Genomic DNA, 24,527 nt, shown 5'->3' on the forward strand with positions numbered 1-24,527 from the left:
ATTTTTTTGATTTCTAAACGATACTAATTCTTATAAGGTTACTTTGGTTTGATATTTTAACAAAACCCCCATAGCTGCTGCACCCAGTAAGAGTATGGTGAGCATCTGGGAGGCATGGACGACCATTGCAAAAATCTTGCCCTGCTCCTCCGCAATGCCGTAAAAAAGGAGTATAAAGGCTACCAAGGCATGAAAGGTCCCAATGCCCCCCTGAACGGGTGCGATCATGCCTATGCTGCCCATTACCATCACCATCAGCACAGAAGAGGCCTCCAGTGATGCCGTGGAGGGCATTGCTTGGGCGAGAAAATACATCATCAGGTAATAGATTACCCAGATAATCCCTGAAGACAACCAAAATCCTCCCTGGGTTTTAACTTTGGCAATGGCAGTCAGCCCACTGACAAACTGTCTTATAAACTGCCTAATTTTCCTGATCCATCTGCTTTGGTGGAAAATCCTGACAAGGACAAAAAGACAAGCCGCCACAAGCAATACGGAAATGACCAGGAACAAGCCATAATCCTGTGTAAACCGCAAGAGGGTTTCGGAAGAGACCAGCTCGGCAAAAAGTTTTATAAAGTGTTCGCTTTCCAACATAAAAGCCAAAAGAACCACCACCATCATAAAGATCAGATCCACAGACCTTTCTAAAATGACGGTGCCAAGGAGCCTTCCCATATCCATCCGGTCTGTTTTTTTTAATGCGGCACATCTTGCCAGCTCTCCCGCCCTAGGGACCAGGAGGTTGACGAGGTACCCAAACATAAGCGCCCAAAAAGCCTTTAATGTACTGATGGTTTTGGTCTCGCTTGCTTCGATCAGCAATTTCCATCTCCAGGCGCGGAGAAAATAACCTGCTATTGAAATCAGGACTGAAACAATGATCCAGAGGAAGACGGTCTCTTTGAGAACTGTGTTGACCTGTTCAAAGTGGATGTCCTTATATAAATAGTAAAAAATGGTCAGGGCAATTGCCAGAGACAAAGCCACTTGGAGGGTTTTTTTTGCCCTGTTTCTCAAATCAAACGATTTTGATCATCCGGAAATATCACTGTGGGCTTGTATTTTTTCGCCTCTTCAAAATCCATGGAGGCGTAAGAAATGATGATTACAATATCCCCGACCTGAGCCTTCCTGGCTGCGGGTCCATTGAGACAGACTTCGCCGCTGCCTCTTTCTCCTTTGATCACATAAGTCTCCAGACGTTCTCCATTATTGATATTGACTATCTGTACCTTTTCATTTTCAATGATATTGGCAGCATCCATCAAATCTTCATCTATGGTAATACTTCCCACATAATGTAGTTCAGCCTGGGTGATTCTGACCCTATGGATCTTTGATTTTAAGAGCTGGATATGCATGGTTTAATTTATATTATTTTCCGGACTGAAATTAATGTTGTCTATCAGTCTGATATTTTCCACAAAAGCGGCTATACATATAGAATGGCTTTCTCCGGGAACTAAAACATCCACAGGCTTAAATTCATCCGTCAGCACCATTTCCAGGTATTCCAGTTTTACAGAGGGGGTGGCATCCAGTTTTAGTTTTGCCTTTTCCCTGATTTGAAACCAATTTTCACCCTTCAAAAGTTCATCCCTGCACTCAGTGATCACCTCAAAGAGTACTTTGGCGTTTTTTCTTCCTTCGCTGCTGAGCCTGAGATTTCTTGAAGATAAGGCAAGACCATCAGGCTCCCTCATGGTAGGAACGACTTTGATCTCCAGGTCAAAGGAAAGGTCCCTCACCAGCCTTTTAATAACAGCCACCTGTTGAAGGTCTTTCTGTCCAAAAAAAGCGCTATCGGGTTGTATAATATGGAACAGTTTGGATACGATGATGGCTACGCCATTGAAATGGCCAGGTCTAAAGGAGCCCTCAAGTAGATTCTCAAGATCACCGAACTGGAAAGTCAGTCCTACGGGATGAGGATAAATCTCACTTATTTCAGGTATAAAAACAAAATCCACACTTATCGCACGCAGTTTTTCTAAATCTTTTTCAAGCTGCCGGGGGTACTTTTCCAGGTCCTCGGAATTGTTGAACTGTATGGGATTCACAAAAATAGTCACCACGGTAAATTCGGAATAAAGTTTTGATTTTTTAACCAGTTCCAAATGACCTTCGTGCAATGCGCCCATTGTGGGTACTAAACCTATTGTTTTATGGGTAGCCTTAAGGGGCTTTAAAGCAGATCTAACAGCTGATATGGTATGCAGAATTTCCAAGACTACTAAGGCGTTGGTACAGCAAAATAGGTGCAAAAGTATATCATTCTGGAGAAAAACAATGGGATTTTCTGGTTTTTTTTGTAAATTTGTAGTCCCGTTATATCCCTTAACAAAACACACAAGATATGTCTAAACTTCGTATCCTTTACGTTGCAAGTGAAATCAATCCATTCCTTCAAACTTCTGAAGTCGCCAATTTTGTAAGGGCATTGCCCCAGGCCATGCAGGAAAAGGGGATGGAAATCCGTATTCTTGTTCCAAGATTTGGTTTGATCAATGAAAGAAAGAACAGGTTGCATGAGGTGGTGAGGCTTTCTGGAATAAACATTTCAGTGGGTGAAGAGGAAAAACCTTTGATCATCAAGGTGGCCTCCATTCCCAACGCGAAGCTACAGGTCTATTTTATAGACAATGAAGACTATTTCCAAAGAAAAAGTGTTTTCTTTGACAAACAGGATAAATTTTATGAAGACAATGACGAAAGGGCCATTTTCTTCTGCAAAGGCGTTATCGAAACCGTAAAAAAATTGGGGTGGGCTCCTGATGTGGTGCACTGTAATGATTGGATGACCAGCCTGATCCCATTATATTTGAAAACCACTTATAAAAACGAGCCCCTGTTTAAGGAAACAAAATCCGTGTTCGCTATATATAATAACGGATTTAGTCATAAATTTGGGGACGATTTGTTTGAGAAAATCAAAATGGTGGATATTGACGATCAGTTGTTGGCGCCATTGAAATCCAAGGATTATGAGGGTTTTCTTAAAATTGGGATGGAATACTCCGATGTAGTAATAAAAGGGGAGGATATTTCCGAAAATCTAAACAATCTGATCAAAGAAACCTCTAAAGAAAAACAGCTTGAAATCAACAGTGAAGAAGAAGAACAGCTATTTGAAAGTTATTACAATATTTATACAGACCTTGCCGGCTAAGCTGGCAGGTGCTTTATTTCTGATCTTAGCATTTGTAGGCTCTTGTACCGACCCTTCAGAAATAGGGTTGGTGCTGGACCCGGATTCCAACCAGATAGGGGTTTTCTATACAGAAATACCCCTTTCTGCTTCTATGGTGCTTTATGATTCCTTTAATACCACCAACCAGGGCAGATTGGTGGTCGGTGGTGACATCAGCCCGTTTTTCGGAACCACGGAATCCATAGGAATCAGCAGGCTTTCTTTTAATCCCGGCGGCACCAAGCCAAACCAGGAAGCTATTTTTGATTCTGCAAAATTCAGTATCAATGTGGTGGACCTTGCAGGCACGGAGTTTGACCAAGTGAAGTCCTTTAAAGTACATAAGTTGCTTGAACAAATTCAGGACACTTCCTACTACAATAACAGTTTTCTTCCCTTTGAAGAAGCAACGATTGCTTCCGGTTCTTTTATCCTGCAACCGGATACTGTCAACACACTGGTCATGGACCTGAATCCCGATCTTGCCATGGATCTGTTTGATCGGTTAACCTCCAATGACGGGGTTTTTGCCAATATTTTTTCATTTAGAGAATACTTTCCCGGAATTGCCATCACCGGAAACCCCGAAGAGGATGTGACCGTGGCAGCGGCTACGGGCGGAGGCACGGGGATAACCTTGTATTATCACTATGATGAAGATACTGTTTCCCGGACTTATCCTATCAACACGATCCAATCCCGTCACTTTAACCATGTAAGGAGTGACCGCAGTGGTACCCCGACAGAAGTGATTACGGAGAGAGGCAGGGCATTTGACATACCGGGCGACCGGGTGGGAAGTAAGGCGAACCTGGGGCTGATGATAAAACTGGATATGGAGCCCTTACATGATTTTCTGGATACCCTGAGTAACATAACTTTTAACCAGATCACGATGGAAGCAGGACCAGTGCAGACATTCCCTGAATATAAAAGACCTATACAAAACATCGTGATGTATTTTTCGGATGAAAACAACCGCATCTATACCCGGTCAGACGGTGCGGCTGTAGCCGTACAAGGGGAGAGACAAAGCCAGACGGGTATTGATCAACAGGGAAATACAGTGCCTTCTGCGGGTAATCAGACTTCGCTCGTTTTTAATGGTGAAAGCAGGATCTTTCAGAATCAGATAACCTCCTACGTCAATGCCCTGTACCGTTCCGGTTTGGTTAAAACAGATCTGTTGTTATATCCCAATACCCCAAGTACGCAAAGCGCACCGGTGGGATCCGATGCTTTTAAGAGGTCCATGCGTGAATACGTCGCTCCAAAGGACGGTTTCAAGTTAAAAATTTATTATACCAAGGTACGTTGATATTTGCTTAGCAATATCCCTTTGAGGTAAGACTGCCATCCCATCGTTTTGGGTGGCTACCAATCTTGATGAAAGTCCTTCATGCCTTTTTTGAATACAAGTGCAGCCCAGTTGTCCCTTGTACAATGTTTGATGGGGACCAGTCCATGTTCAGTGGCTTTTTTGCTTAAGTCCGGGATGTCTGTTTCATAGAAGCCGCTTAACAATAAATGCCCGTTATCGGCCAGAGAGGAGCCATATACCTCCATTTCATCCAATAAAACATTCTTGTTGATATTGGCAAGGATAATATCAAAGCATGCATGGGGCTTAATTTGCCGGATGGTGCCCGTATGCATGGTTATATCTTCAAATCCGTTGATCTGGAAATTTTCATTGCCGTTTTCCACACTCCAGGCATCAATATCAAAAGCCAGTATTTCGGTGGCTCCCAATTTACCTGCCATGATGGCAAGGATACCTGTGCCGGAACCGGCGTCCATGACTTTTTTTCCTTTATGATCCAATTCCAGCTGTACCTGTAACATCAAATAGGTAGTGGCATGATGGCCTGTCCCAAAAGACATCTTGGGATTGATGATGATTTCATACTCAAATCCCGGTTGGGGGGGATGGAAAGCCGCCCTCACATACACCTTGTTTTCCACTATGATGGGTTCATAATGTTTCTCCCACTCCTCGTTCCAGTTGACTTTAGGCAAAAGCCCCTCCCGAACACTCAAAGAAGCCTCACGGCTGTATTTTTGGAAAATGATTTCCAATTCGGTCCGATTCAGCGAAGCGGTCTCTATGTATGCATCAAACCCGGTTTCGGTTTCCAAAAATGCATCAAACCCTATCTCCGACATTTCTGCCATGAGGATCTCCCTGTAAGGCTCCAAGCAACGTATTTTAAATTCGAGGTACTCCATGGGATTTGAAATTTAAAATGCCTGGCAAGAAAGGGTCCGGCCAGGCATTGATGGGAAGACACGGTGATCTTTCTTAATAATGTTTAAAATGATTTTATAATCTCTACGAAATCCCGTGACTTTAGGGAAGCTCCCCCTATCAGTCCTCCGTCTACATCCTGCTTAGAGAATATCTCTTTGGCATTATCGGGTTTGCAGCTTCCTCCATAGAGGATGGAAATCCCTTCGGCCACTTCCCGGCCGAATTTGGAGGCGATGTGTTTTCGTATCGATGCATGCATCTCCTGAGCCTGGTCCGAAGAAGCGGTTTTTCCTGTTCCTATAGCCCAAATGGGTTCGTAGGCAATGACAATGTTCTTGATTTCTTCTTCTGAAAAACCAAAAAGACTCTCTGTAAGCTGTTGGGTGACGTAAGATTCGTGATCCCCCGATTCTCTTATTTCTAACGGCTCTCCACAGCAGAAAATGGGTTTCAGACCGTTTTCAAGCGCCCGTTTCACTTTTTCGGTCAGCAACGCGTTGGTTTCTCCAAAATATTCCCTTCTTTCACTATGGCCCAAAATCACATAGGAAGCTGCAAAGGATTTGAGCATGGAAGCAGAGATTTCTCCTGTATATGCCCCCGAGTTTTTATCCGAACAATTCTGTGCTCCCAAAAAGACCCTTGAAACCCCCTGAATTAATTTATTGACAAGGTGGAGATGTGGAAACGGTGGGTTTAACACCACATTCACATCGTTTATTTTTTCATCTTTTAGCATATTTACAATCTCAGAGGTCAACTTCTGGCCCTCATCAAGATCACAGTTCATTTTCCAATTACCTGCAACAATTTTTTTTCGCATGATATTCGCTTTAAGATTTATATATTTGGTTTGGATAACCGTTGTTTTACGGAAGGCTAAAATTAAGAAAATGTCCATTCCAGAAAAAGAAAACCCCGGACAAGTGTCAAAAAAGAAAATGTCCGTCATACGGGCCAAACAGCGTATCGCTTCTTACTGTGCGTACCAGGAACGTTGTTTGTCTGAAGTCAGAAATAAATTGGAGGATTATGGAATAACCTCTCTACAGGCCGACAAGATCATCACCCAACTGGCGGATGAGGATTTTATCAATGAGCAGCGATTTGCCGAATCTTTTGTGAGGGGACGTTTCACCATCAAGAAATGGGGCAAGCTCCGCATCAGGCAGGAATTGAAAATGAGGGATATTCCGAATCATTATATCGCGACGGCATTGGACCTGATCGGGGATGATGAATACCTCGATACTTTAAATTATCTGGCCAAGCGGAAATGGTCCTTGACCAAGGAGCCCAATCTGCTGAAAAAGAAGGCGAAAGTAAACCGTTTCTTGATGTTCAGAGGTTTTGAAGTGGATCTGATCAAAGAAGCGGTGGATGCAGTTTCTGGTGGGTCTTAGCTACAAATTTGTCTTCTGATTCCTGGGGTATTACATCCAAAACATTGGCGAGTACCAAACGGACCAATGTCCTGGAAGCGATGTAGACAGGCAGTTTGGCCAATTGCATAAATTCCTTCAGGGTAATGTAGGTCCTGGACTCCAACGCTTTCATCAGTATCTCTTCTTTTCTTCCATATTTAAAAATGATGTTTTCCTCCCGTTTTTGCCTTTTTAGGATTTCCCACATTTCTTTGCTGGCTTGAATGCTTCTGTCCCTAACCCGTATGAAAGCCTTTTTCTTTTTGTCCTCATATATGAAATGGGGACGCCTGTCACTTTTATGGATTTTATAAACAGCCACTCCTTTTTTAGGATTCAGGGTAAAAATTTCCTTGTCTAATTTTAGCGGCGGGAAAATAAGTTCTTCAATGGCCTTGTCCATGACATAAACTTCCTCATCGATAAATCTTTGACCACTTACCGTGCCATCATCATCTACGCCGATCAGGAGATAACCACCATCTGTATTAGCTAAAGCCACAATCTCCTTTACTATTTTTTCCGGATAGGTGGCTTTTTTTTTGAATTCTACGTGCAGGCCTTCACCTTCCCGGGCCATTTTGCCAACTTCCTGAAGTGTCATTTTTCTCAGTTTATCAATATTCCTATACCAGCCCTAAGACCTGCCACATGGGTAATGGCATAATAATCCACCATGCCCTCAAGTCGAAGCCTATACGTGAGATTATGGGTATAGCCTACCCCGAAGGCAAGATCTGAATCCGAACCTATCAGTCCTCTTGCTCTAAGAAAAACAGGTTCTAACGGATAAAACCGCAAACCTACTGAAACCTGGTTGGGTCTGTGGTGATTGTATTCATAACCCGCCGAGAAAGAGAGGTTATAGAGGTGGAAATAGTTGAGCTCTCCTGCCAGCTGGTACCTCGTGATTACCCCCGGAAAATCCGTCCGTACCAAGTCGCCGGCACCGGACAACAAATAACTGCCTTCTGCCTGTTGGGCCTTGGCCATTGCAGAGATTCCCATCATTAAAAAAATTATACCTACCGTCTTTTTCATCCTAGTCCCCGGTTTAGTTCTTCCAATCTTTTTTTGAGTCCCAGCCATTCATCCCTTAGCCTCGCAGCTTCCATGAAGTTAAGTTCCTTGGCGGCACTTTCCATCCTTCTTTGGGTCTGCTGGACCAATTTTTCCAGTTTTTCCCGGCTAAGGTATTGGATTACCGGATCCGCAGCCACATCGGCTTCACCGACCTCCCTTTCAATATATACTTTTGCGTTTTTCTTGCTGTCTGCCACTTTGGTTTGGCCCAGGATCCTGTCCCGGGATTTCACCACAGATTTGGGGACAATCCCGTGTTCCTCATTGTAAGCCTGCTGCTTGGATCTCCTTCTGTTGGTTTCTTCTATGGCTACCCTCATGCTCTCCGTCACCCTGTCCGCATACATGATTACCCGGCCGAATTCGTTCCTGGCAGCCCTGCCGATGGTTTGGACCAGACTTCTTTCATTCCGTAAAAAACCCTCTTTGTCAGCATCCAATATGGCCACAAGGGCCACCTCAGGCAGATCCAGACCTTCCCGGAGAAGATTTACCCCTACAAGCACATCAAAAACCCCAAGTCTGAGTTCACGTAAAATTTCAACCCTGTCCAAAGGCTTTACCTCTGAATGGATGTAACGGGATTTCACCCCGGCTTTGGTAAGGAATTTGTCCAGCTCCTCGGCCATTCTTTTGGTGAGTGTTGTGACCAGTACCCTGAATCCGTTTTTGATCGTCTGGTCTGTTTCCTCCAAAAGATCGTCGATCTGATTGGCGCTGGGCCGTACTTCAATAAGCGGGTCCAAAAGGCCTGTTGGCCTTATAATCTGCTCGATAACCACTCCTTCGGATTTGGTCAGCTCATAGTCCCCCGGCGTGGCGCTTACATAGATCACCTGGCTGGCAAGATCTTCAAATTCATCAAATTTTAAGGGGCGGTTGTCAAGCGCGGATGGAAGCCGGAAGCCATATTCCACCAAGTTGACTTTTCTGGAGCGGTCCCCTCCCCACATCGCTCTGATCTGGGGTACCGTGACATGGCTCTCATCGATGACCATCAGATAGTCCTCCGGAAAATAATCCAACAAACAGAAAGGCCTCATCCCGGGCTGCCGTCTGTCAAAATAACGGGAATAATTTTCCACACCGGAGCAATAACCCAATTCCCGGATCATTTCCAAATCAAACTCCGTTCTTTCCTTCAGCCGTTTGGCTTCCATCAACTTCATGTCCCTCTCGAAGAAGCCCACCTGGGCCATAAGATCATCCTGAATTTCTCTGATGGCTATATCAATGACATCCCGGCCGGTCACGAACAGGTTGGCGGGAAAAATGGTAATGATCCTTTCGTCCGAAATTTTCTTTCCCGTAGCAGGATCCACCCTTTGGATAGCTTCAACCTCATCGCCCCAAAAGTAAATTCTGTACGCAAAATCAGCATATGCCACAAAAATGTCCACGGTGTCACCCTTTACCCTAAAAGTCCCTCGGGTGAGTTCACCGTTAGAACGGCTGTAAAGTACTTCCACGAGCTTGAACAAAAGCTGGTTTCTGGGAATTCTATCCCCTTCCTGTAGTTTGATCACATTTTTGCCAAATTCTTCAGGGTTGCCTATACCATAAATGCATGACACCGACGCCACCACGATAACATCCCTTCTTCCGGAAAGCAAGGCGGAAGTGGCGGAAAGTCTCAGTTTTTCGATTTCTTCGTTAATGGAAAGGTCTTTTTCTATATAAGTGCCGCTGGTAGGTATGAAGGCCTCAGGCTGGTAATAATCGTAATAGGAAATAAAATATTCCACGGCATTATCCGGAAAAAACTGCTTGAACTCCCCATAAAGCTGGGCGGCGAGGGTTTTATTGTGACTCAATACCAAGGTTGGTTTCTGTACTTTTTGGATAACATTGGCAATGGTAAAAGTCTTCCCTGAACCCGTAACCCCCAACAGCACCTGGGCTGGTTCATTATCCAAAATCCCTTCTGACAGTTGTCTAATGGCTTCTGGCTGGTCGCCGGTAGGCTCATAATCCGAAATGATTTCAAATCCCATAATTTTTTCTGTTACTTTAAACAACGTCAGCCTATCCGGAAATAGTTTTGCCTTTAACCTGCCTTTTTGGTAAATTACTGAAAGTGTACAGGTTATAATAAAGGAAATTGGTGCGTAATATGATGACCAAAAGCAAAGGAAGTATAGCCGGATAAAAGGACTGGAATCCTAAAATCCATATAACCAAGGCCAGATCCGCCAAAATCATGGCGGCCAACAAGTAGTGTCTTATCCAGTTGCGGGATTTATGAAATGCAAGATGATAGGCCAAAACCAAATGAAAGGGAAAGGCCCATAACATATTCCAATTGTATTTGGTCTGGGAATGTTCTGTGAAAAACCAAAGGAAAACAATTACCAAGCCCAATATCCCGAAAGCGCCAAACAAACCGATATCCATCCCAATATACAGTTTTCGCCTTTTGAAGCCCAAATAAGTAAATCCCCCCACAATGATCGCCAAAAGCCAAAAGACTAAATAAGGGTTCAGAAGGGAACCGGACCCTCTCGTCCGATCGGGAAAGTCATAGATTATATGATTTTCTTTCACCAATGGCCGTTCAGGCCCATCACCGATAATCGTGGCCCTGCTAAAAGCAGCTTCCATATAATCGGGCAGAAACTGTTTTTCCCATTCTGTGGCATTTTGGTCAATGACCGCCCCCAGAGCCAAATCTATGCCTAAGTCCGACCAGGGCAATGGGTACACATATTCGTCAATGAGATTGCGGAAAGTCTTCTCATCCGGATCTGGGTCTGGGTTCCAGGCAAGGTTGCTTCCCAGCACCGTTTCCATCATATCCCTTATCCGGGTGGCACAGTTGTCATAAAAAAAATCGTACCTGTATTTTCTGTTCTCCGGCAAATAGTTGGTGTGCAAAAAGGAAACTATTTGCTGCTGTTGCCCCGGTGACAGGTCCAATACCTGTTCCCTTACATTTCTTTGGAAGTATTCATATTCAAACAGAAAATTCTCAAAGGTGGTGACAGACAGTTGGTAATCCAGCGTTCTCCTGGCAAATTTCAGATAAAAATAGGGGGTGTTAAAATCAAATGTGCCATAATTGAAAACCAGATCCCTCCCTGTAGCGTTTTCCACTACCCTCACAGCACTGTGGCCAAAGGTGGAATAAAGCTCATCACCGGGATCACAGGTAATCAAACTGATCCGGTAATCCTGCGCCAAGGAGGCGGCACTGTTTAACAGGAAGCAACATAAGACCAGACAACCTATTAAATAACGCGGCATATATAAAGTGCTTACAGCGATGCTCATGGCTTTGTAAGTCCGTATGAGAGGGGATATTGTTGAAAATAATAGCAAGACACAAATTTACAGGTTTTATTCCAAAATTCTTGGGCATCTACCACGACAATAGATGGATGACAGCTTTTTTCTGGCCGGAAAGCATATTAAGTTATTGTAACCCTGGAAACCGACGACCGGTTTTTGTTAATGATTTGTTAATTTTTACTACCCGCCCAATTCATATTGGATGTTGACATTTGTGGTGTTGTTGTAATCTACTAAATGTCATGATCAAAAACCTTAATTTATTCATTGTTTTACTACTTTTTTCTTCTCAAGCCATTGCACAAACCGGAGCGATTAAAGGAGTAATTACGGATGCACATACCCATGAAACCATCATCGGTGCCAATGTGCTGATAGAAGGCACCACGCAGGGGGATGCCACCGATCTTGACGGTTCTTTTGAAATACGTCAGGTGCAACCGGGTAAATATACCTTACTGGTTTCTTTTATATCCTATAAGACCGTAAAGTTGGAAGACGTTCATGTCCAGGAAGACATGGTTACTGCCATAAATCTTTCTCTGGAGGAGGATGCAGACGAGCTGGGAGAGGTAGTGGTAACAGCCGCCAGGGAAACCAGCACCCAAATGGCTGTAATTTCCGAAATCAAGAAATCGCTGAACGTAGTCAGCGGGATCTCATCCGAACAAATGAGGCTTTCCCAGGATAAAGACGCTGCTCAGGCGATGAGCAGGGTGCCCGGAGTCACGATCACCAATAACCGGTTTGTGATGGTCAGGGGTGTTCCTGAAAGGTACAACCAGGTGATGATCAACAATGCCATTGCACCCAGCACGGAGGTTGACCGGAGGACTTTCTCCTTTGATCTGGTGCCTTCCAACACCTTGGACAGGATGCTTGTCTATAAGTCAGGTTCTCCAGAAAATCCCGGGGATTTCTCCGGAGGCCTGATCAAGCTCTATACAAAAAATGCATTTACAGAAGATTTTACCTCAGTGAACTTTGGGATGGGGTTCAGAATGGGGACCACTTTCAATAACTACATGCAAGCCACGGGTTCCCGAACAGATGTACTTGGTTTTGACGATGGTCTTCGCCGCATTCCATCGGGTTTTCCCGACAGAGAGGTGTTACAGAACAGCAGCCGTTTTTCGCAAAGCAGGGAGGACGCTGGTAAACTGCTTAGGAATGATTTTCTACCGGCAGAAAGCATGGCCATCCCGGATTTGAGTGCCGGATTCAGTTTCGGTAAAAATTTTGATTTGGGAGGCCCTGCCAGCCTGAGTACCGTCACCTCTTTCAATATATCACAGAGTTTTCAGCAATATAACCGGGATTTTTACAGGTATTTCACATGGGAGGATCAATCTGCCCCGATTTTGAAGCGGTTTGAATTTATCGATGACACGTACGAAAAAGATAACCGCGTGGGTATCATTACCAATTGGAATTACCGCATCAATGCATTCAACCGGATAGAGTTCAAAAATCTTTTTAACCAGATCGGTGAAAACACCACTATGGTGAGGGAAGGTTATGATAACCAGCAATTTGCAGGCAATTTGCGGAGAAATTATATGCTTCAGTACAGAAGCAGGACGATATATTCCGGCCAGTTGGAGGGCACCCACCAGTTTCCTGCTTCCGGTTCTTCACTGAATTGGGTCACCGGTGTAAACTACCTTGCGGAAAAGGAACCCGATTTGCGCAGGTTCAGGACGGTACGTTTTGAAGATGAGGCATCATCAGAGGGTGGTTTTTCCATGATATTGCCGCCCAGTTCCAACCTTTTTGAAACAGGGAGGTATTGGGGAGACCTTCGGGAATATGGCCTGTCCAACGGCATCAATTTTGTCAAAGATATTGGCGGCACGGAGGAAAAACCACGTCAGATAAAAGCCGGGTACCTGGCGGAATACAGGAACAGGACTTTTGACGCCCGTTATATCAATTATTTGTACCCGGGGGGCGGAAACGATCCGGCAATCGGGGAACAAATCAGAAAACAACCGTTGGACCGGATATTTTCCCCGGAAAACATCAGGAGAACGAACGGTCTGGTAATAGAAGAAGGCACCCGGCCCGTCGACAGCTACACCGCTTTTAATCTTTTGACCGCGGGATATTTATCCCTGGTCTACCCGGTAGGGCCTTTCAATGTCTCAGGGGGAGCCAGGATGGAGTATAACCTGCAGCAGGTAGATGCGGCCAACGACCTGGGGCCTCTGGACATCAGGAATCCCGTATTTTCACCCCTGGGCTTTCTGAACCTTGATTATAGCGTTACGGAAAACACGTTGTTCCGGTTGGGTTATGGAAAGACGGTGAACCGCCCGGAATTCAGGGAAATAGCCCCGTTTCAATATTATGATTTCAGGTTGGAGGCCACAGTGACCGGTAATCCGGAGTTGCAGGTGGCTGATATTCATAACGTAGACCTGAGAATAGAGACCTACCCCAGGCCGGGAGAAACCATAAGTTTTGGGGTTTTTTATAAATATTTCCTCAATCCTATAGAAGCGAAAATTGCGGTACAGACGGAATCGCCCGGATTTGAGTACGGCAATGCCGAGAGCGCATTTAATTATGGTGCTGAAATAGAAATCAGAAAATCGTTTCAGGATGTTTTTGCTTCCTCATTTCTAAACCGTTTTCAGGTAAATCTCAATGCCTCCGTCATTCGTTCCGAGGTTGATTTCGGACCGGGAGAGGATCTTTCACAGGATCAAAAAAGACCGCTTCAGGGGCAGTCTCCCTATATCATCAACGCAGGTTTAGTCTACGATGACGCGGCTAAGGGCTTCCAGATAGGCGCTGCATACAACATTTTCGGCCAGAGAATCTATGCGGTAGGCAACTATCTGTTCCCCACCATATTTGAACTGCCCAGACATGCCCTGGACCTGACAGTCAGTAAAAGCATCACTGATAAATTCACCTGGAAAGCGGGTGTACAAGATGTTTTCAACGCGCAGTACCGGTTTTTTGAGAACTCCACCTTTTTGAACGGTTCTACCAAAATCAACGTCGAACAGGACAACCCGATATTCCAGTTCAGGAGAGGAACACTGTTTACCACGTCAATAAGCTATATATTCTAACTAAACTTAAATGTCTAATTACATGAAACGATTATTCCAACTTGTTCCGATAGCCATCGGGATGGCCACCACGGTCTTTTTGGCTTCCTGTTCAGATGATGATGGTCCTGTTAACCCCGGCCCCAATTCTGAATATGTTGAATTGAGCGGAGATATTGAAACGCAGACACTTACCAAAGATAAAAGATATCTCATTGTGGGCCAGACCTTCATCAGATCGGGCGAAGTGCTCACCATTGAACCCGGAACGGTGGTGTTTGGTGACAAAAGAACCCGGGGAACCCTTATTGTTGACAGAGGGGGTAAAATGATTGCCCAGGGCACACGGGAAGAGCCTATTGTGATGACTTCCAACCAACTTCCTGGCGAAAGGGATAGGGGGGATTGGGGAGGTTTGGTAATCATCGGCAATGCCCAGACCAACCAGACAAATCCCAATATTGAAGGAATAGATCCTCCGGTCACCTTTGGCAGCAATGATGACAGCCATAATGATGATGATTCCGGTATCTACGAATATTTAAGGGTGGAATTTGCAGGAATAGAGCTTTCTCCCAACAACGAGACCAACTCCATTACCATGGGAGGCGTGGGCAGAGGAACCAAAATGGAAAACTGCATGGTTTCTTTTGGCGGCGATGATGGTTTTGAATGGTTTGGCGGAACCGTCGATGGAAAAAACCTGATTTCCTTCGCGATGTGGGATGACGATTATGACGTGGATTTTGGTTATTCGGGAAATGTGCAGTTTGGTTTGGCAGTGAGATACAGAGGGTATGCAGACCAATCTGAATCCAATGCCTTCGAATGTGACAATGGCCCCAATGACAATGATGTGCAGCCGTACACCACAGGTACATTCTCAAATTTTACCGTTATCGGCCCCATACATGAAGGAACCAGTCCCGGCAACAACAACTTCGCCTATGCGGTGGATTTGCGGAGAAGGACGGCGGTGACCATTACCAACTCGGTGTTTACCGGCTTCCCCAGGGCTTTGAGAATGAACCAGCCCTCGGTTTACCAGCAATACGCGGTGAATGAAAATGGTTACATTGCTAATAATATTTTCCATGCCCCAAATGAAAAATTCAGAGCGGGAACCGGCGTGGAGGTAGATAACATCGCTGCATACATAGAAGCACATAACACGGTTATCAATGAACCCGCCTCTCAAGACGGTCATGAAGCTTTGGGATTAAAACAGGATTGGTTTTTTGGAACCAAATTGACAAACCAATACCCTGCCAACCCCAACTATACGGTTGGCGAAGGGATGATTGCCTCGGGTGCCAGCTTTGACCTTCCAAAATTTGAAGAGGCCAATAGAGCGGCTTTTTTTGATACCAGTGTTGAATTCATCGGTGCGTTCGGCGGAACTGACTGGACGGACGGATGGGCAGAATTTAACCCTGTTGACAGGGAGTATTAAAGCATACAAAAGATAAAATAACGCGGGCCGGGATGACCTCCGGCCTGCTTTTTCAACAATAATGCGGAGGAAGTTATGAATAAGTTGTTGATGTTTTTGACTTTCCTTGCGGTAGGCTTCGCCTGCCAGGAAAAAAATTACAGTCCCGATCAATTGGACGATAAGGAAAAGGAAGAGGTGATGTATGCTATGGTAAGGTACTATGGGCGGCTCCCAAAAAAATTCGCCAGCCATGAAAACAAGTTTGAAGGCCGTTTCGACGCCCACTATCGCAAGCATGCCCTCGAACATAATCTTCTGGCTTATCATAAGGACTGCAATGAAAGGGAGTATTTTTTGATCTCCAGGGAAGCTCCCAGCCTCTTCGAAAAATATGTGGCCACGGGTATTGTTATGGAACGGGACGAGGCTGAGAACATCGTATACTATAAGGAGGTATTCAGAACTTGGAAGATGCGGGAGCCGGAGCTGCAGATAAAATCCATGATGCTATTTGACAGAATGGTACAAGGACAGGATCTACGGCCCTATTACCCCCAGCACTCCGGAACGGAGGAATACATAGAATTTCCGGATGCGGTGAATGCCTATGATACCCGTACCAGAAGGTGGCTGCATTCTTCTTTGATAACAGGGACTGCAGATTAGCCGGAACAATTATTAAAACTCTCCATTAGAAAAACAGAAAAGGCCCATCACGGGCCTTTTCTGTTTTTCTTATATCTCTCTAAGGGCGTCAGCGGTCTTTTAAGGCCTCACACCGGTCATAGTCCGGATCAATATCTATAAATACTTCTTCTTTGGCTACGATGAACCATTTTGAGAGTATTTCTTCCTCTTTTTTTCTGCGGGTAGCGGCTTTGAGCTTTTCATAGTCATCCGTGAGATTGGCCCGATGTGCCGGGAATCTTTCTTTATAATAGAGCAGTCTTACTGCAGGTTCGGATCTACCGGATCGCGGGTCCACATCATCGTACCGCATGGACTGGGTGATTGTGCCCACTTTCATGCTGTCCAAAGTGAAGTATAAAACAGGGTCTTCAAGGGTCCGCAGGGTGAGTCGGTTAGAACCATTTACGGGATCGGTGAAAAAGCCACCATTATCCGAAGTTTCCCTGTCATCCGAATAATCTTTAGCTGCTTTGGCAAAGGTGATTTTTTCTTCCACGATTAACGTACGGAGACTGTCCAGGTATTTTTCTGCTTTTTTGATGTCATCTTCGGAGGGCACAGGCCTTATAAGAATGTGCCTTGAATTAAAAGTATTCCCCCTTCTTTCCAGCAGTTGGATCATGTGGAACCCGAACATCGTCTCCACGGGATCGCTGATTTCCCCGGGTTTTAGGGAAAAGACAGTGGCTTCATATTGCGGGGCCAGTTCCCCCCTTCGGAAAAAGCCCAGATCCCCTCCCTGAGCCGCTGAGCCGGGGTCTTCTGAATGTTCTCTGGCCATGGTGGCAAAATCAGCATCACCATCCAAAATACGCTGTTTGATGGCTTTCAGTTTTTCCACAATTTTATTTTTCTCTGCCTGGTTGACTTCGGGTTTCTTCACGATCTGCCCAACGGTCACTTCTGCAGAGAAAAAGGGGAGTGAGTCTTTAGGGATATTGTTGAAGAATTTTCGGACGTCGTTGGGGGAGACTGCCAGGTCCTCTGTGATGGTCCGCTGCATTTTGTTCACGATCATCTGTTCTTTTATCGCATCCTGGATTTCGCTTTTGAGCTGATCACCGGTTTTACCATAAGCTTCGATAAGGGTCTCCTCATCACCTCCAAACTGTTGCAGCACCATGTTGAACCGCTGGTCAGTTTGAATGATTACCTCTGCATCTGAAACCAGTACGGAGTCGATTTCTGATTTGGCCACCATCATTTTATTGATGAGTAGGGATTCAAATATTTCGCATCTGCTGGGTGTCTCAAACCCTTGTTGGGACTGGGACACTGCCTCCAAGTAAGCCTTTTGTAAATCAGATTCCAGTATGATGTGGTTATCCACTTTGGCAATGATCTTGTCCAATATCTGCCCGCTGGGTTTGACATCGGGAGTTTTTGGGTTGGCTTCGACCGTGGCCACGGTATCTGAATCCTGCGCGAAAACCGCCTGGCTGATAAGCAGCATGACAGCCGTGACGGCAAAAATCCTGAAAGTATTAGTCATATATTCTGAACTCATTGTTTTCCAGTGCTTTGTTGTAAACTTCTCGTTGTAATTTTTCTGCATGTTCCACCCTTCTTTTATTAACGATGATTTTTGAGATTTCATCTCTTACGAATTCAAGGGGAGGAACCTGGTCCTGTAAGCGGTATTCCAGTATTTTGAAATAATAGGAGTAGGTGTCATCATCTACATTGATTATCCTGTTATTTTTGAGTAATTGGACATGATTGGTGTTTTGGACCAGCGGCGTATTCAATATGATGTCATCAAATTTGATCCAGGTAGAATCCTCGATAAAGTAGTTATTGGCATAACGTATGGCAAGATCTTTTAATTCCATTTGATCATTTTCCCTGTTACTGTTCAGAAGCCGCTCGATTTGCCTTTTTTGCGGCAGTGCTTTTTCCAGTTTCAGAAAATTCGTCCTGACTATAATCTCCTTTAAGGCAAAATTTTCTTTGTGTTTGTTATAATAACCCTCAATCTCGTCCAATGAGACGTTCCGGTCGAGGACTTTTTCCACATGGGCTTTTTCAAACTCGTAGACGATTAAAGCATATCTATAATCGAGAAGCTTCCGGTTGATTTCGGCCTCATCCAAAGTCATGTTTTTGCTGGCCTCCTTGATCATCAACTGCTTTTTGATCCAGCTTTGTATATACCGGTTTACCAGTTCAGCGCTGTCCAACTCCGATTGATTGTCTTTTTTGATAAAATCGATATCAGATGCATGCAGGTTGATTTTACCCACAGATGCCACGATGGCATCCTCCGGGTCCTCTTCCGTTTTTATTTTGAACAGATCGCATGAAGAAAGGATTGCTATGCAAATGCTTCCCACCAATATCCTATTCCACCACAATTTGATAGATCCTGTTTTTTTCCTCCTCATTGATTTCAACGGGGTATCTTTCTTTTAGTGAAGCAATTAATTCATTCTCCAGGAACTGCTGGTAGTCCTGGATTAATTTTCCCTTGGTTTCTTCCAAACTTTTGGGGCCGGCAGCAATCAGCCCGCCGGAAAGGATAAAGACGGTCTGTCCCTCCAGCTGAATCTCGTGGAAACTATTGGATAAATCCAGTCGTTTCAAAATGTCGTGTTTGCTGATTTCATATACATTACTTTCTGCACTAAAGAGTAAAGGACTGTCCTGTAAAAACTCTTCTTCTATTTTTTCTTTAATCCCGTCACTGAACCGGGTTTTGGAAAGAAACCGTCTGATTTTATCAAGCTGTTTTTCCTGGTTCATTTTAACCACCAGGGCAGGTACCCTTTCTGTCCACTGATAACGGTCACGGTGACGTTCATAGTATTCTATTTGCCCAAGGCTATCTTCAAGGGCTTTCTGCCAAACCAAATCATTCATCAGGTTGAACAGCAGGATGCCGTTTCTGTATTCCCGGATCAATTGTCTGAATTCATCGTTGTTTTGGTAGAGATCTTTTTCTTCCGCTTCATCGAGTACGGTTTCCAGGAATTTGTCATACCAGGCTTGAAAAAAATTGCCGGGATCCGGTTTGATGTTTTTTTTCTGAGTATCGATAAAGTCAAGCAAATCCTTAACCGCGAAGCTTTCTTCACTGGTCTTTATCAGAAGAACATCCAAAAGCCCCGCCTCTTTTACCTTTTGTTTAAAGTTATCCGGAGAGGGCGCTGCCCCGCCGTTTTCTCTGGCTATGGTTTTTATCTTCTGGTATAGGATGTCGTTTTCCCAAAGCTGGTATTTGGCTCTTTGCATGGCCATCACCTGTGATCTGATCAGTGAAGACCGGCTGTCTCTGAGGATTTTGGATTTGATCATTGCTTCCATTTCCTCATAGGGAGGAATGGGTCTGCGGTCTTCAAGCCGGATGATATGGAAGCCAAAAGGTGTTTTTACCGGATTGGAGATTTCACCTATTTCTGTTAAAGAAAAAGCTGCATTTTCAAACTCCGGAACAATTGCCCCGACTCCAAACCATGGAATCAGCCCCCCATTCGATTTGCTACCCTGGTCTTCCGAAAACATGGAGACTACATCTTCCCAGCGACTTTCTTCTTTTTGCAGTTCATCATATATACCGGCGATTTTTCGCTTGGCGCGGTCCTCTGACGAAGGGTCTTCGGGATCCGTCCTTACCAGGATATGGGACACCCTGACTTCCCCCGGATTGGGTTTTCTGCTTTCCAATTTGATGAGATGGTAACCAAAATCTGTCAAAACGGGATCAGAGATTTCCCCTATTTCCAACCCATAAGCCGCATCCTCAAAGGGGGATACCATTTGAAGGGCAGTAAAATAACCTAAATCCCCTTTGTTGGATTCCGCGGAAGGGTCGTCTGAATATTTATAGGCCAATTCATTAAAATCCTCCCCCTTTTCCACATCGGATCTGATTTTTTCTATCATGGAGGAAACGGCTATAGAGTCTTCTTTATTGGCGTTTTCAGGAAACTGAATCAATATATGACTGGCTTTAATGACTTCCTGCATTCTCGAATATGCCTTTTTTATTTCGCCTTCTTCCAGACTGTTTTCAAGAAGATAAGGTTTTTTGATGTCTTTTTTGAATGTCTCAAACTCGGTGACAAATTCTTCAGAGCGGTCCAGGCCCAATTCTTCAGCGTGTTTTACTTTCAGCCGGTAGTTAACAAACAGATTGAAGCTTTCTTCAAATTCTTTTTCGTCAATTTTATCCGGCACCTTCCTTAAATCCCTGTTTTTGGAAATAACGTACAAGAATTCATCCGGGAAGACAGGATCTTGGTCAATTTTGATCAAGAATGTCTCAGAAGGCGGGGCTGCGTCGGACACTTCAGGTGTTCCGACAGGCATTTTTGTAGCACAGGCAGATAAAATTCCCCAGATAAGGAAAAATAAGTGCTTAGAATTCATAGGACAGTTTCCGGAAATTTCACTGCAATGTTACAAATTTTAGGGAATAAAAAACCGCAAATCATGGGATATATCCTGTGATTTAACATTTATTTGGAATTCAGCTTTTTGACAAGTCTACAGGTGTTGTAACTGTTGGATGATTCGAATTCTATTTTATCCATGATCTTTCTGACCAACAATATGCCGAGTCCCCCCTTTCTTTTCTCCTTAATGACATCTGAGAGTTCAGGCGATTTGTATTCAAGGATATTGAAGGCCTCTCCCGAATCCTTGATTTCAAAGATGATCTTATTGGATTCAAACCTTACCTTTAAAATAATCGAATCCTGGGGATTGCAGGCATGGGAGTGGATGATAAGGTTGGCGCATACCTCCTCCACCGCCAGGATAAGCTGGTTCTGAACAACTTCTGACAGATTGGTTTTATTCAGGATTTTGGTAAGAAACGACCGGAGTTCGGATAACCTGCCTTTTTCACAATATAGTTTCAGCTCATGCTTCATATAATGCTTTTAAAGCTTCATTTTGGTTTTCCTTAATCTCAATTAACTGATCCAGTCCCAGGATATGGAACACATTGTGCACTTTGTCATTAAGGCCGTAGATCACAAACCTTATCCCGCCCTCCTGAAAATCTTCAATATAAGACATGAACACACCCAGACCCGCGGAAGAAATGTATTCAAGAGAGGAACCGTCTACAAGAATCTTTTTGGCATTGTCATGTATGGCATTCTGTATCGTCACGTCCAATTCTACTGAATTGCTGGCATCTACCTCTCCTTTCAGTCTGATCACAATATGATCCTGATCGGTTGTCTTATTTATTTCCAACATACTGAGTTATACGCTATAAAATGGTTTATGTTCACGCAGTGAATTTTACCACCATCAATGAATAATCATCGTCAGGCAGTGCGTTTTTTCCTATAAAATGATGAACGCGTTGAATGATCTCTTCTTTTATCTGGCTGGCACACAGGTCTTTGGTTTCATGCAAAACTGATCTTAATGCCTCAAAGCCGAATTCTTCACCCTTTTCGTTTTTGGCTTCAATAATGCCGTCGGTATACATCACCATGATGTCTCCCGGATGGTAACGGAGGTGCCCCTCTTCCAGATATTGTACAAACCGTTCGTTTCTAACAATTCCTAAACCCATCCCATTGACATCCAAATAGCTGCTTTTGTCTTTTATGGCATCATAATACAACGTGGGACAATGTCCTGCCCTGGCAAAACGGATATCCTTTTCAGCGGTATTTACGCTATAATAGGTGGTGGTGATAAAATGGTTCTTTTCCAGGCAGTCACTTAGGGCATTGTTGGCCTTCACCATAAACTCAACCGGGGGAAGGTTCAACTGCACCAGGCTGTGAAACACCCCTTTCATCTGTGACATATTAAATGCCGCCGAGGTGCCCTTCCCTGATACGTCCCCTATGATCAATGCGAAATTGTCCTGATCAAAACGGTAGGACTCATAATAATCGCCTCCCACCTCGTCTGCGGCAGCGGAAAATCCCTCAATTTCAAAACAGCTGTTGTGATGAAGGGAGGAAGGAAGCAGGCTCCGTTGTACCCTTTGCGCGATTTCCAACTCCTCTTTATACCGTTCATTTTTGATGGCCTCATTCAAAAGACGGTAATTTTCTACCGAAATAGAGGCCTGTCCCACAAAGGTGCAAATGATGTTGATCATTTCTTTGTTAAACCCGTCCTTTACCTCCTTGAGCAGAAAGATGTTGCCCAGCAGTTTTTTGTTGACCCTGATGGGAACAATAAGGATGGAAAGGTAGGCTTCATGGGTGATTTTTCCATACAGGTATTCCATGTTAACATCACTGTCCTTTTTAAGATAATCAGCAAAATGTTTGGTCGTGGCCAGCACATCCATGACCTGCTGCCTTTCCTGGTTGCTGATGAATTTTTGATGGACGATTTTTTTGGTCTCACCTTCTGTAGGTTGGATTTCCAGCCAGGCTGCATCCACATAGGCGGCGCTCATACAGCTGTCCATAAGAATATCCAGCACCTGTTCTTCGTTTTCGCCGGGTTTGATAGACTGGCTTAATCTCTGGAAATTGACAGCTTCGGTGAGTTTTTGCTCAAATACCGAAGAGGTGGGGAGATTAAATAAAGTCACCAATAAACTGAAGACCGAGTAAATCAGCACAAAGGCAAAGAGTCCCAGTAAAAACAAGTTTTCCGTAAGGTTGATATAACTGGTGTGGTTCTCGCTATAGGATAATAGCTGCAGCAGCAAATATCCGGTACAGACAATAATAATCGCCAGGAAAAGTATGGATTTCCACTTTTCCTTGAAAGTCAAATAGGGGATCCATTTTAGGTTTGCTGCGAGTATAACACTGTATATGATTAAAAAAAGAAGACCGAAAATAAAACCATAGTTAAAACTGTTTTGATTGATCAGCACAAAAAACATGCTGATTAACAGGATGATTTCATATGCCTGCCATTGTTGTACAACAGATTTGCTTTTTTGGTACAAAATTAGATGCTTCCACAACAGGGTCGAAGAAATCAGGAACACGGTGGTCAGCGCGAAGTTTACATGGTAGAAAAAATTCCTCAATAGCGGATCGGCATAAAGGCGGCCGCCTTCCAGAATATTATAAAATACCATGATCAGTAGGGACACGCCGGAGGCTATCAAACCTGTGGAGGCGGCTCTCCAGATCAGATCCAGAAAATTGTTGTTCTCACTTTTATTAATTGCATCGTTAAAATAAAGATAAACCAAGATAAAAAATATAATTTCGAGAATCCATGTTACTTCCGGCGCGATACCTGTACTCATTTGGTTGATCTCTCCGAAAATATGGATAAGATTCACAAACAGCAGGGCAAGCCAGGTAAGGGTGGCCAACAGCAGGTTGATTTTACTAATCCGTATGTTTGGGATTTTCACCATAGAAAACTATACAATATTAAAAATTGTAAATCAAAATACATTGAACCGTTAATAAAACTGTTGTAAAATTTAAGAAAATGAAAAATCTTCGGAGAATTTGGATCGCTTTTTTAATAATATGCCTACAATCCTGTACCAGCACCGACGTCAATAGATTTATCAAGGGGGCCTCGCAGGCTACCCTTACCAACGAAGATGTAGGAAATGGGTTGAAGGATGCCTTGGCGCAGGGGATTTCGGTCGGCGCTGATCTGGCCTCAAAAGAAGATGGCTTTTTCAGGAATGACTTAATCAGAATCGCCCTTCCCGAAGACATCAGAAAGTTGGAAGCGACAATGAGACAGTTCGGGCTCGGAGCGGAGGTGGACAGGGTATTGCTGACCATCAACCGGGGCGCAGAGCATGCCGCACAAGAGGCCAAGCCCATTTTTATCAATGCCATTAGGCAATTAACGATACAGGATGCCTTTTCCATTCTCAGGGGTGAAAGTGACGCCGCTACACAGTTCTTGAAAAGAACCACATCCCATCAGCTCACGGAATTGTTTCAGCCCAGAATCCAACAATCCCTTAACCAGGTGGGTGCTACCAAACACTATTCTGATTTGGTGAATGCTTACAATGCCATCCCTACCACCAGGAAGATCGATCCGGACCTGAATAGCTATGTGACAGAAATGGCAATAGATGGCCTTTTTAAACTGATAGCGCTTGAGGAGCTGAAAATCAGAGAAAATCCGGCAGAGCGGACCACAGCGATAATGAGAAGGGTATTTGCAGCACAGGACTGAA

Annotated in this window: 22 protein-coding genes; 7 read left to right on the forward strand and 15 right to left on the reverse strand. The window is 44.2% G+C overall.

Translation table 11 applies throughout. The features are described 5' to 3' along the window. Positions 1–30 precede the first annotated feature (30 nt). From ACFPFU_RS11225 to panC, 3 genes are read right to left on the reverse strand one after another with little or no spacing between them, the layout of a single operon-like run. Positions 31–1,023 (reverse strand): lysylphosphatidylglycerol synthase transmembrane domain-containing protein, encoded by a 993-nt coding sequence (locus ACFPFU_RS11225; RefSeq protein WP_377064502.1) that lies wholly within the window; start codon positions 1,021–1,023, stop codon positions 31–33. Continuing rightward, a complete protein-coding gene (panD, locus tag ACFPFU_RS11230) occupies positions 1,020–1,367 on the reverse strand; it encodes an aspartate 1-decarboxylase (protein ID WP_377064504.1) in 348 nt (115 codons plus the stop codon). Before panD ends, ACFPFU_RS11225 begins: the two co-directional genes overlap by 4 nt. Positions 1,368–1,370: 3 nt before the next feature. Then, complete coding sequence (gene panC, locus ACFPFU_RS11235; protein WP_377064506.1) at positions 1,371–2,270, reverse strand: pantoate--beta-alanine ligase; 900 nt, start codon at positions 2,268–2,270, stop codon at positions 1,371–1,373. A 92-nt stretch (positions 2,271–2,362) separates the two neighbouring features. Between panC and ACFPFU_RS11240 the strand changes: the two genes are divergently transcribed. Together ACFPFU_RS11240 and ACFPFU_RS11245 are read left to right on the forward strand one after the other, a co-directional pair. Then, entirely contained in the window at positions 2,363–3,175 is an 813-nt protein-coding gene (locus tag ACFPFU_RS11240; RefSeq protein WP_377064508.1) for a glycogen/starch synthase, read from the forward strand. After that, positions 3,135–4,514, forward strand: coding sequence for a DUF4270 family protein (locus ACFPFU_RS11245; RefSeq protein ID WP_377064510.1), 1,380 nt, complete (start codon positions 3,135–3,137; stop codon positions 4,512–4,514). The genes ACFPFU_RS11240 and ACFPFU_RS11245 overlap by 41 nt, the downstream gene beginning before the upstream one ends. Before the next feature lie 56 nt (positions 4,515–4,570). Here the strand turns inward: ACFPFU_RS11245 and prmA are convergent, their stop codons facing one another. Continuing rightward, positions 4,571–5,425: a 50S ribosomal protein L11 methyltransferase gene (gene prmA, locus ACFPFU_RS11250; RefSeq protein WP_377064512.1), complete on the reverse strand. Its 855-nt coding sequence runs from the start codon at positions 5,423–5,425 to the stop codon at positions 4,571–4,573. Between the two features lie 83 nt (positions 5,426–5,508). Further along, complete coding sequence (gene tpiA, locus ACFPFU_RS11255) at positions 5,509–6,270, reverse strand: triose-phosphate isomerase (RefSeq protein ID WP_377064514.1); 762 nt, start codon at positions 6,268–6,270, stop codon at positions 5,509–5,511. A gap of 70 nt (positions 6,271–6,340) precedes the next feature. Here tpiA and ACFPFU_RS11260 point away from each other — a divergent pair, with 70 nt between their 5' ends. Then, entirely contained in the window at positions 6,341–6,850 is a 510-nt protein-coding gene (locus ACFPFU_RS11260) for a regulatory protein RecX (RefSeq protein ID WP_377064516.1), read from the forward strand. On the opposite strand, the gene ACFPFU_RS11265 is transcribed toward ACFPFU_RS11260, so the two are convergent. Genes ACFPFU_RS11265 through ACFPFU_RS11280 form a run of 4 tightly spaced genes read right to left on the reverse strand, consistent with a single transcriptional unit; the run spans position 6,813 to position 11,197 of the window. Next, the gene (locus ACFPFU_RS11265; RefSeq protein ID WP_377064518.1) at positions 6,813–7,475 is read right to left on the reverse strand and encodes an AlbA family DNA-binding domain-containing protein; all 663 of its coding nucleotides are present in this window, start codon (positions 7,473–7,475) and stop codon (positions 6,813–6,815) included. The two genes, ACFPFU_RS11260 and ACFPFU_RS11265, sit on opposite strands and share 38 nt — an antisense overlap. 5 nt (positions 7,476–7,480) lie before the next feature. Continuing rightward, positions 7,481–7,912, reverse strand: a complete 432-nt coding sequence (locus ACFPFU_RS11270) for a hypothetical protein (protein WP_377064520.1) — start codon at positions 7,910–7,912, stop codon at positions 7,481–7,483. Beyond that, complete coding sequence (uvrB, locus tag ACFPFU_RS11275) at positions 7,909–9,948, reverse strand: excinuclease ABC subunit UvrB (RefSeq protein WP_377064522.1); 2,040 nt, start codon at positions 9,946–9,948, stop codon at positions 7,909–7,911. The genes ACFPFU_RS11270 and uvrB overlap by 4 nt, the downstream gene beginning before the upstream one ends. A gap of 31 nt (positions 9,949–9,979) precedes the next feature. Continuing rightward, a complete protein-coding gene (locus tag ACFPFU_RS11280; RefSeq protein WP_377064524.1) occupies positions 9,980–11,197 on the reverse strand; it encodes an Lnb N-terminal periplasmic domain-containing protein in 1,218 nt (405 codons plus the stop codon). 287 nt (positions 11,198–11,484) lie between these two features. On the opposite strand from ACFPFU_RS11280, the gene ACFPFU_RS11285 reads away from it, so the two are divergent. The 3 genes from ACFPFU_RS11285 (at position 11,485) to ACFPFU_RS11295 (ending at position 16,405) form a co-directional block, all read left to right on the forward strand. Beyond that, positions 11,485–14,325 (forward strand): TonB-dependent receptor, encoded by a 2,841-nt coding sequence (locus tag ACFPFU_RS11285; protein ID WP_377064526.1) that lies wholly within the window; start codon positions 11,485–11,487, stop codon positions 14,323–14,325. Positions 14,326–14,347: 22 nt separating this feature from the next. Next, on the forward strand, positions 14,348–15,757 hold the full coding sequence (locus ACFPFU_RS11290; RefSeq protein ID WP_377064528.1) for a hypothetical protein: 1,410 nt from the start codon (positions 14,348–14,350) through the stop codon (positions 15,755–15,757). A gap of 75 nt (positions 15,758–15,832) precedes the next feature. Then, on the forward strand, positions 15,833–16,405 hold the full coding sequence (locus ACFPFU_RS11295; RefSeq protein WP_377064530.1) for a hypothetical protein: 573 nt from the start codon (positions 15,833–15,835) through the stop codon (positions 16,403–16,405). An 88-nt stretch (positions 16,406–16,493) separates the two neighbouring features. Here ACFPFU_RS11295 and ACFPFU_RS11300 read toward each other — a convergent pair whose 3' ends face one another. From ACFPFU_RS11300 to ACFPFU_RS11325, 6 genes are all read right to left on the reverse strand, one after another. Further along, complete coding sequence (locus tag ACFPFU_RS11300; protein WP_377064532.1) at positions 16,494–17,936, reverse strand: peptidylprolyl isomerase; 1,443 nt, start codon at positions 17,934–17,936, stop codon at positions 16,494–16,496. Continuing rightward, positions 17,914–18,783: a peptidylprolyl isomerase gene (locus tag ACFPFU_RS11305; RefSeq protein ID WP_377064534.1), complete on the reverse strand. Its 870-nt coding sequence runs from the start codon at positions 18,781–18,783 to the stop codon at positions 17,914–17,916. The genes ACFPFU_RS11300 and ACFPFU_RS11305 overlap by 23 nt, the downstream gene beginning before the upstream one ends. Then, positions 18,770–20,737, reverse strand: a complete 1,968-nt coding sequence (locus ACFPFU_RS11310) for a peptidylprolyl isomerase (RefSeq protein WP_377064536.1) — start codon at positions 20,735–20,737, stop codon at positions 18,770–18,772. Before ACFPFU_RS11310 ends, ACFPFU_RS11305 begins: the two co-directional genes overlap by 14 nt. A 149-nt stretch (positions 20,738–20,886) precedes the next feature. Next, entirely contained in the window at positions 20,887–21,303 is a 417-nt protein-coding gene (locus ACFPFU_RS11315; protein ID WP_377064538.1) for an ATP-binding protein, read from the reverse strand. Next, positions 21,293–21,637: an STAS domain-containing protein gene (locus tag ACFPFU_RS11320; RefSeq protein WP_377064540.1), complete on the reverse strand. Its 345-nt coding sequence runs from the start codon at positions 21,635–21,637 to the stop codon at positions 21,293–21,295. Before ACFPFU_RS11320 ends, ACFPFU_RS11315 begins: the two co-directional genes overlap by 11 nt. 31 nt (positions 21,638–21,668) lie before the next feature. Further along, positions 21,669–23,735, reverse strand: a complete 2,067-nt coding sequence (locus ACFPFU_RS11325) for a GAF domain-containing SpoIIE family protein phosphatase (RefSeq protein ID WP_377064542.1) — start codon at positions 23,733–23,735, stop codon at positions 21,669–21,671. A gap of 77 nt (positions 23,736–23,812) precedes the next feature. Here ACFPFU_RS11325 and ACFPFU_RS11330 point away from each other — a divergent pair, with 77 nt between their 5' ends. Further along, positions 23,813–24,526, forward strand: a complete 714-nt coding sequence (locus tag ACFPFU_RS11330) for a DUF4197 domain-containing protein (protein WP_377064544.1) — start codon at positions 23,813–23,815, stop codon at positions 24,524–24,526. Position 24,527 lies beyond the last annotated feature (1 nt).

This window comes from Negadavirga shengliensis (genome assembly GCF_042652345.1).
GTDB lineage: Bacteria > Bacteroidota > Bacteroidia > Cytophagales > Cyclobacteriaceae > Negadavirga > Negadavirga shengliensis.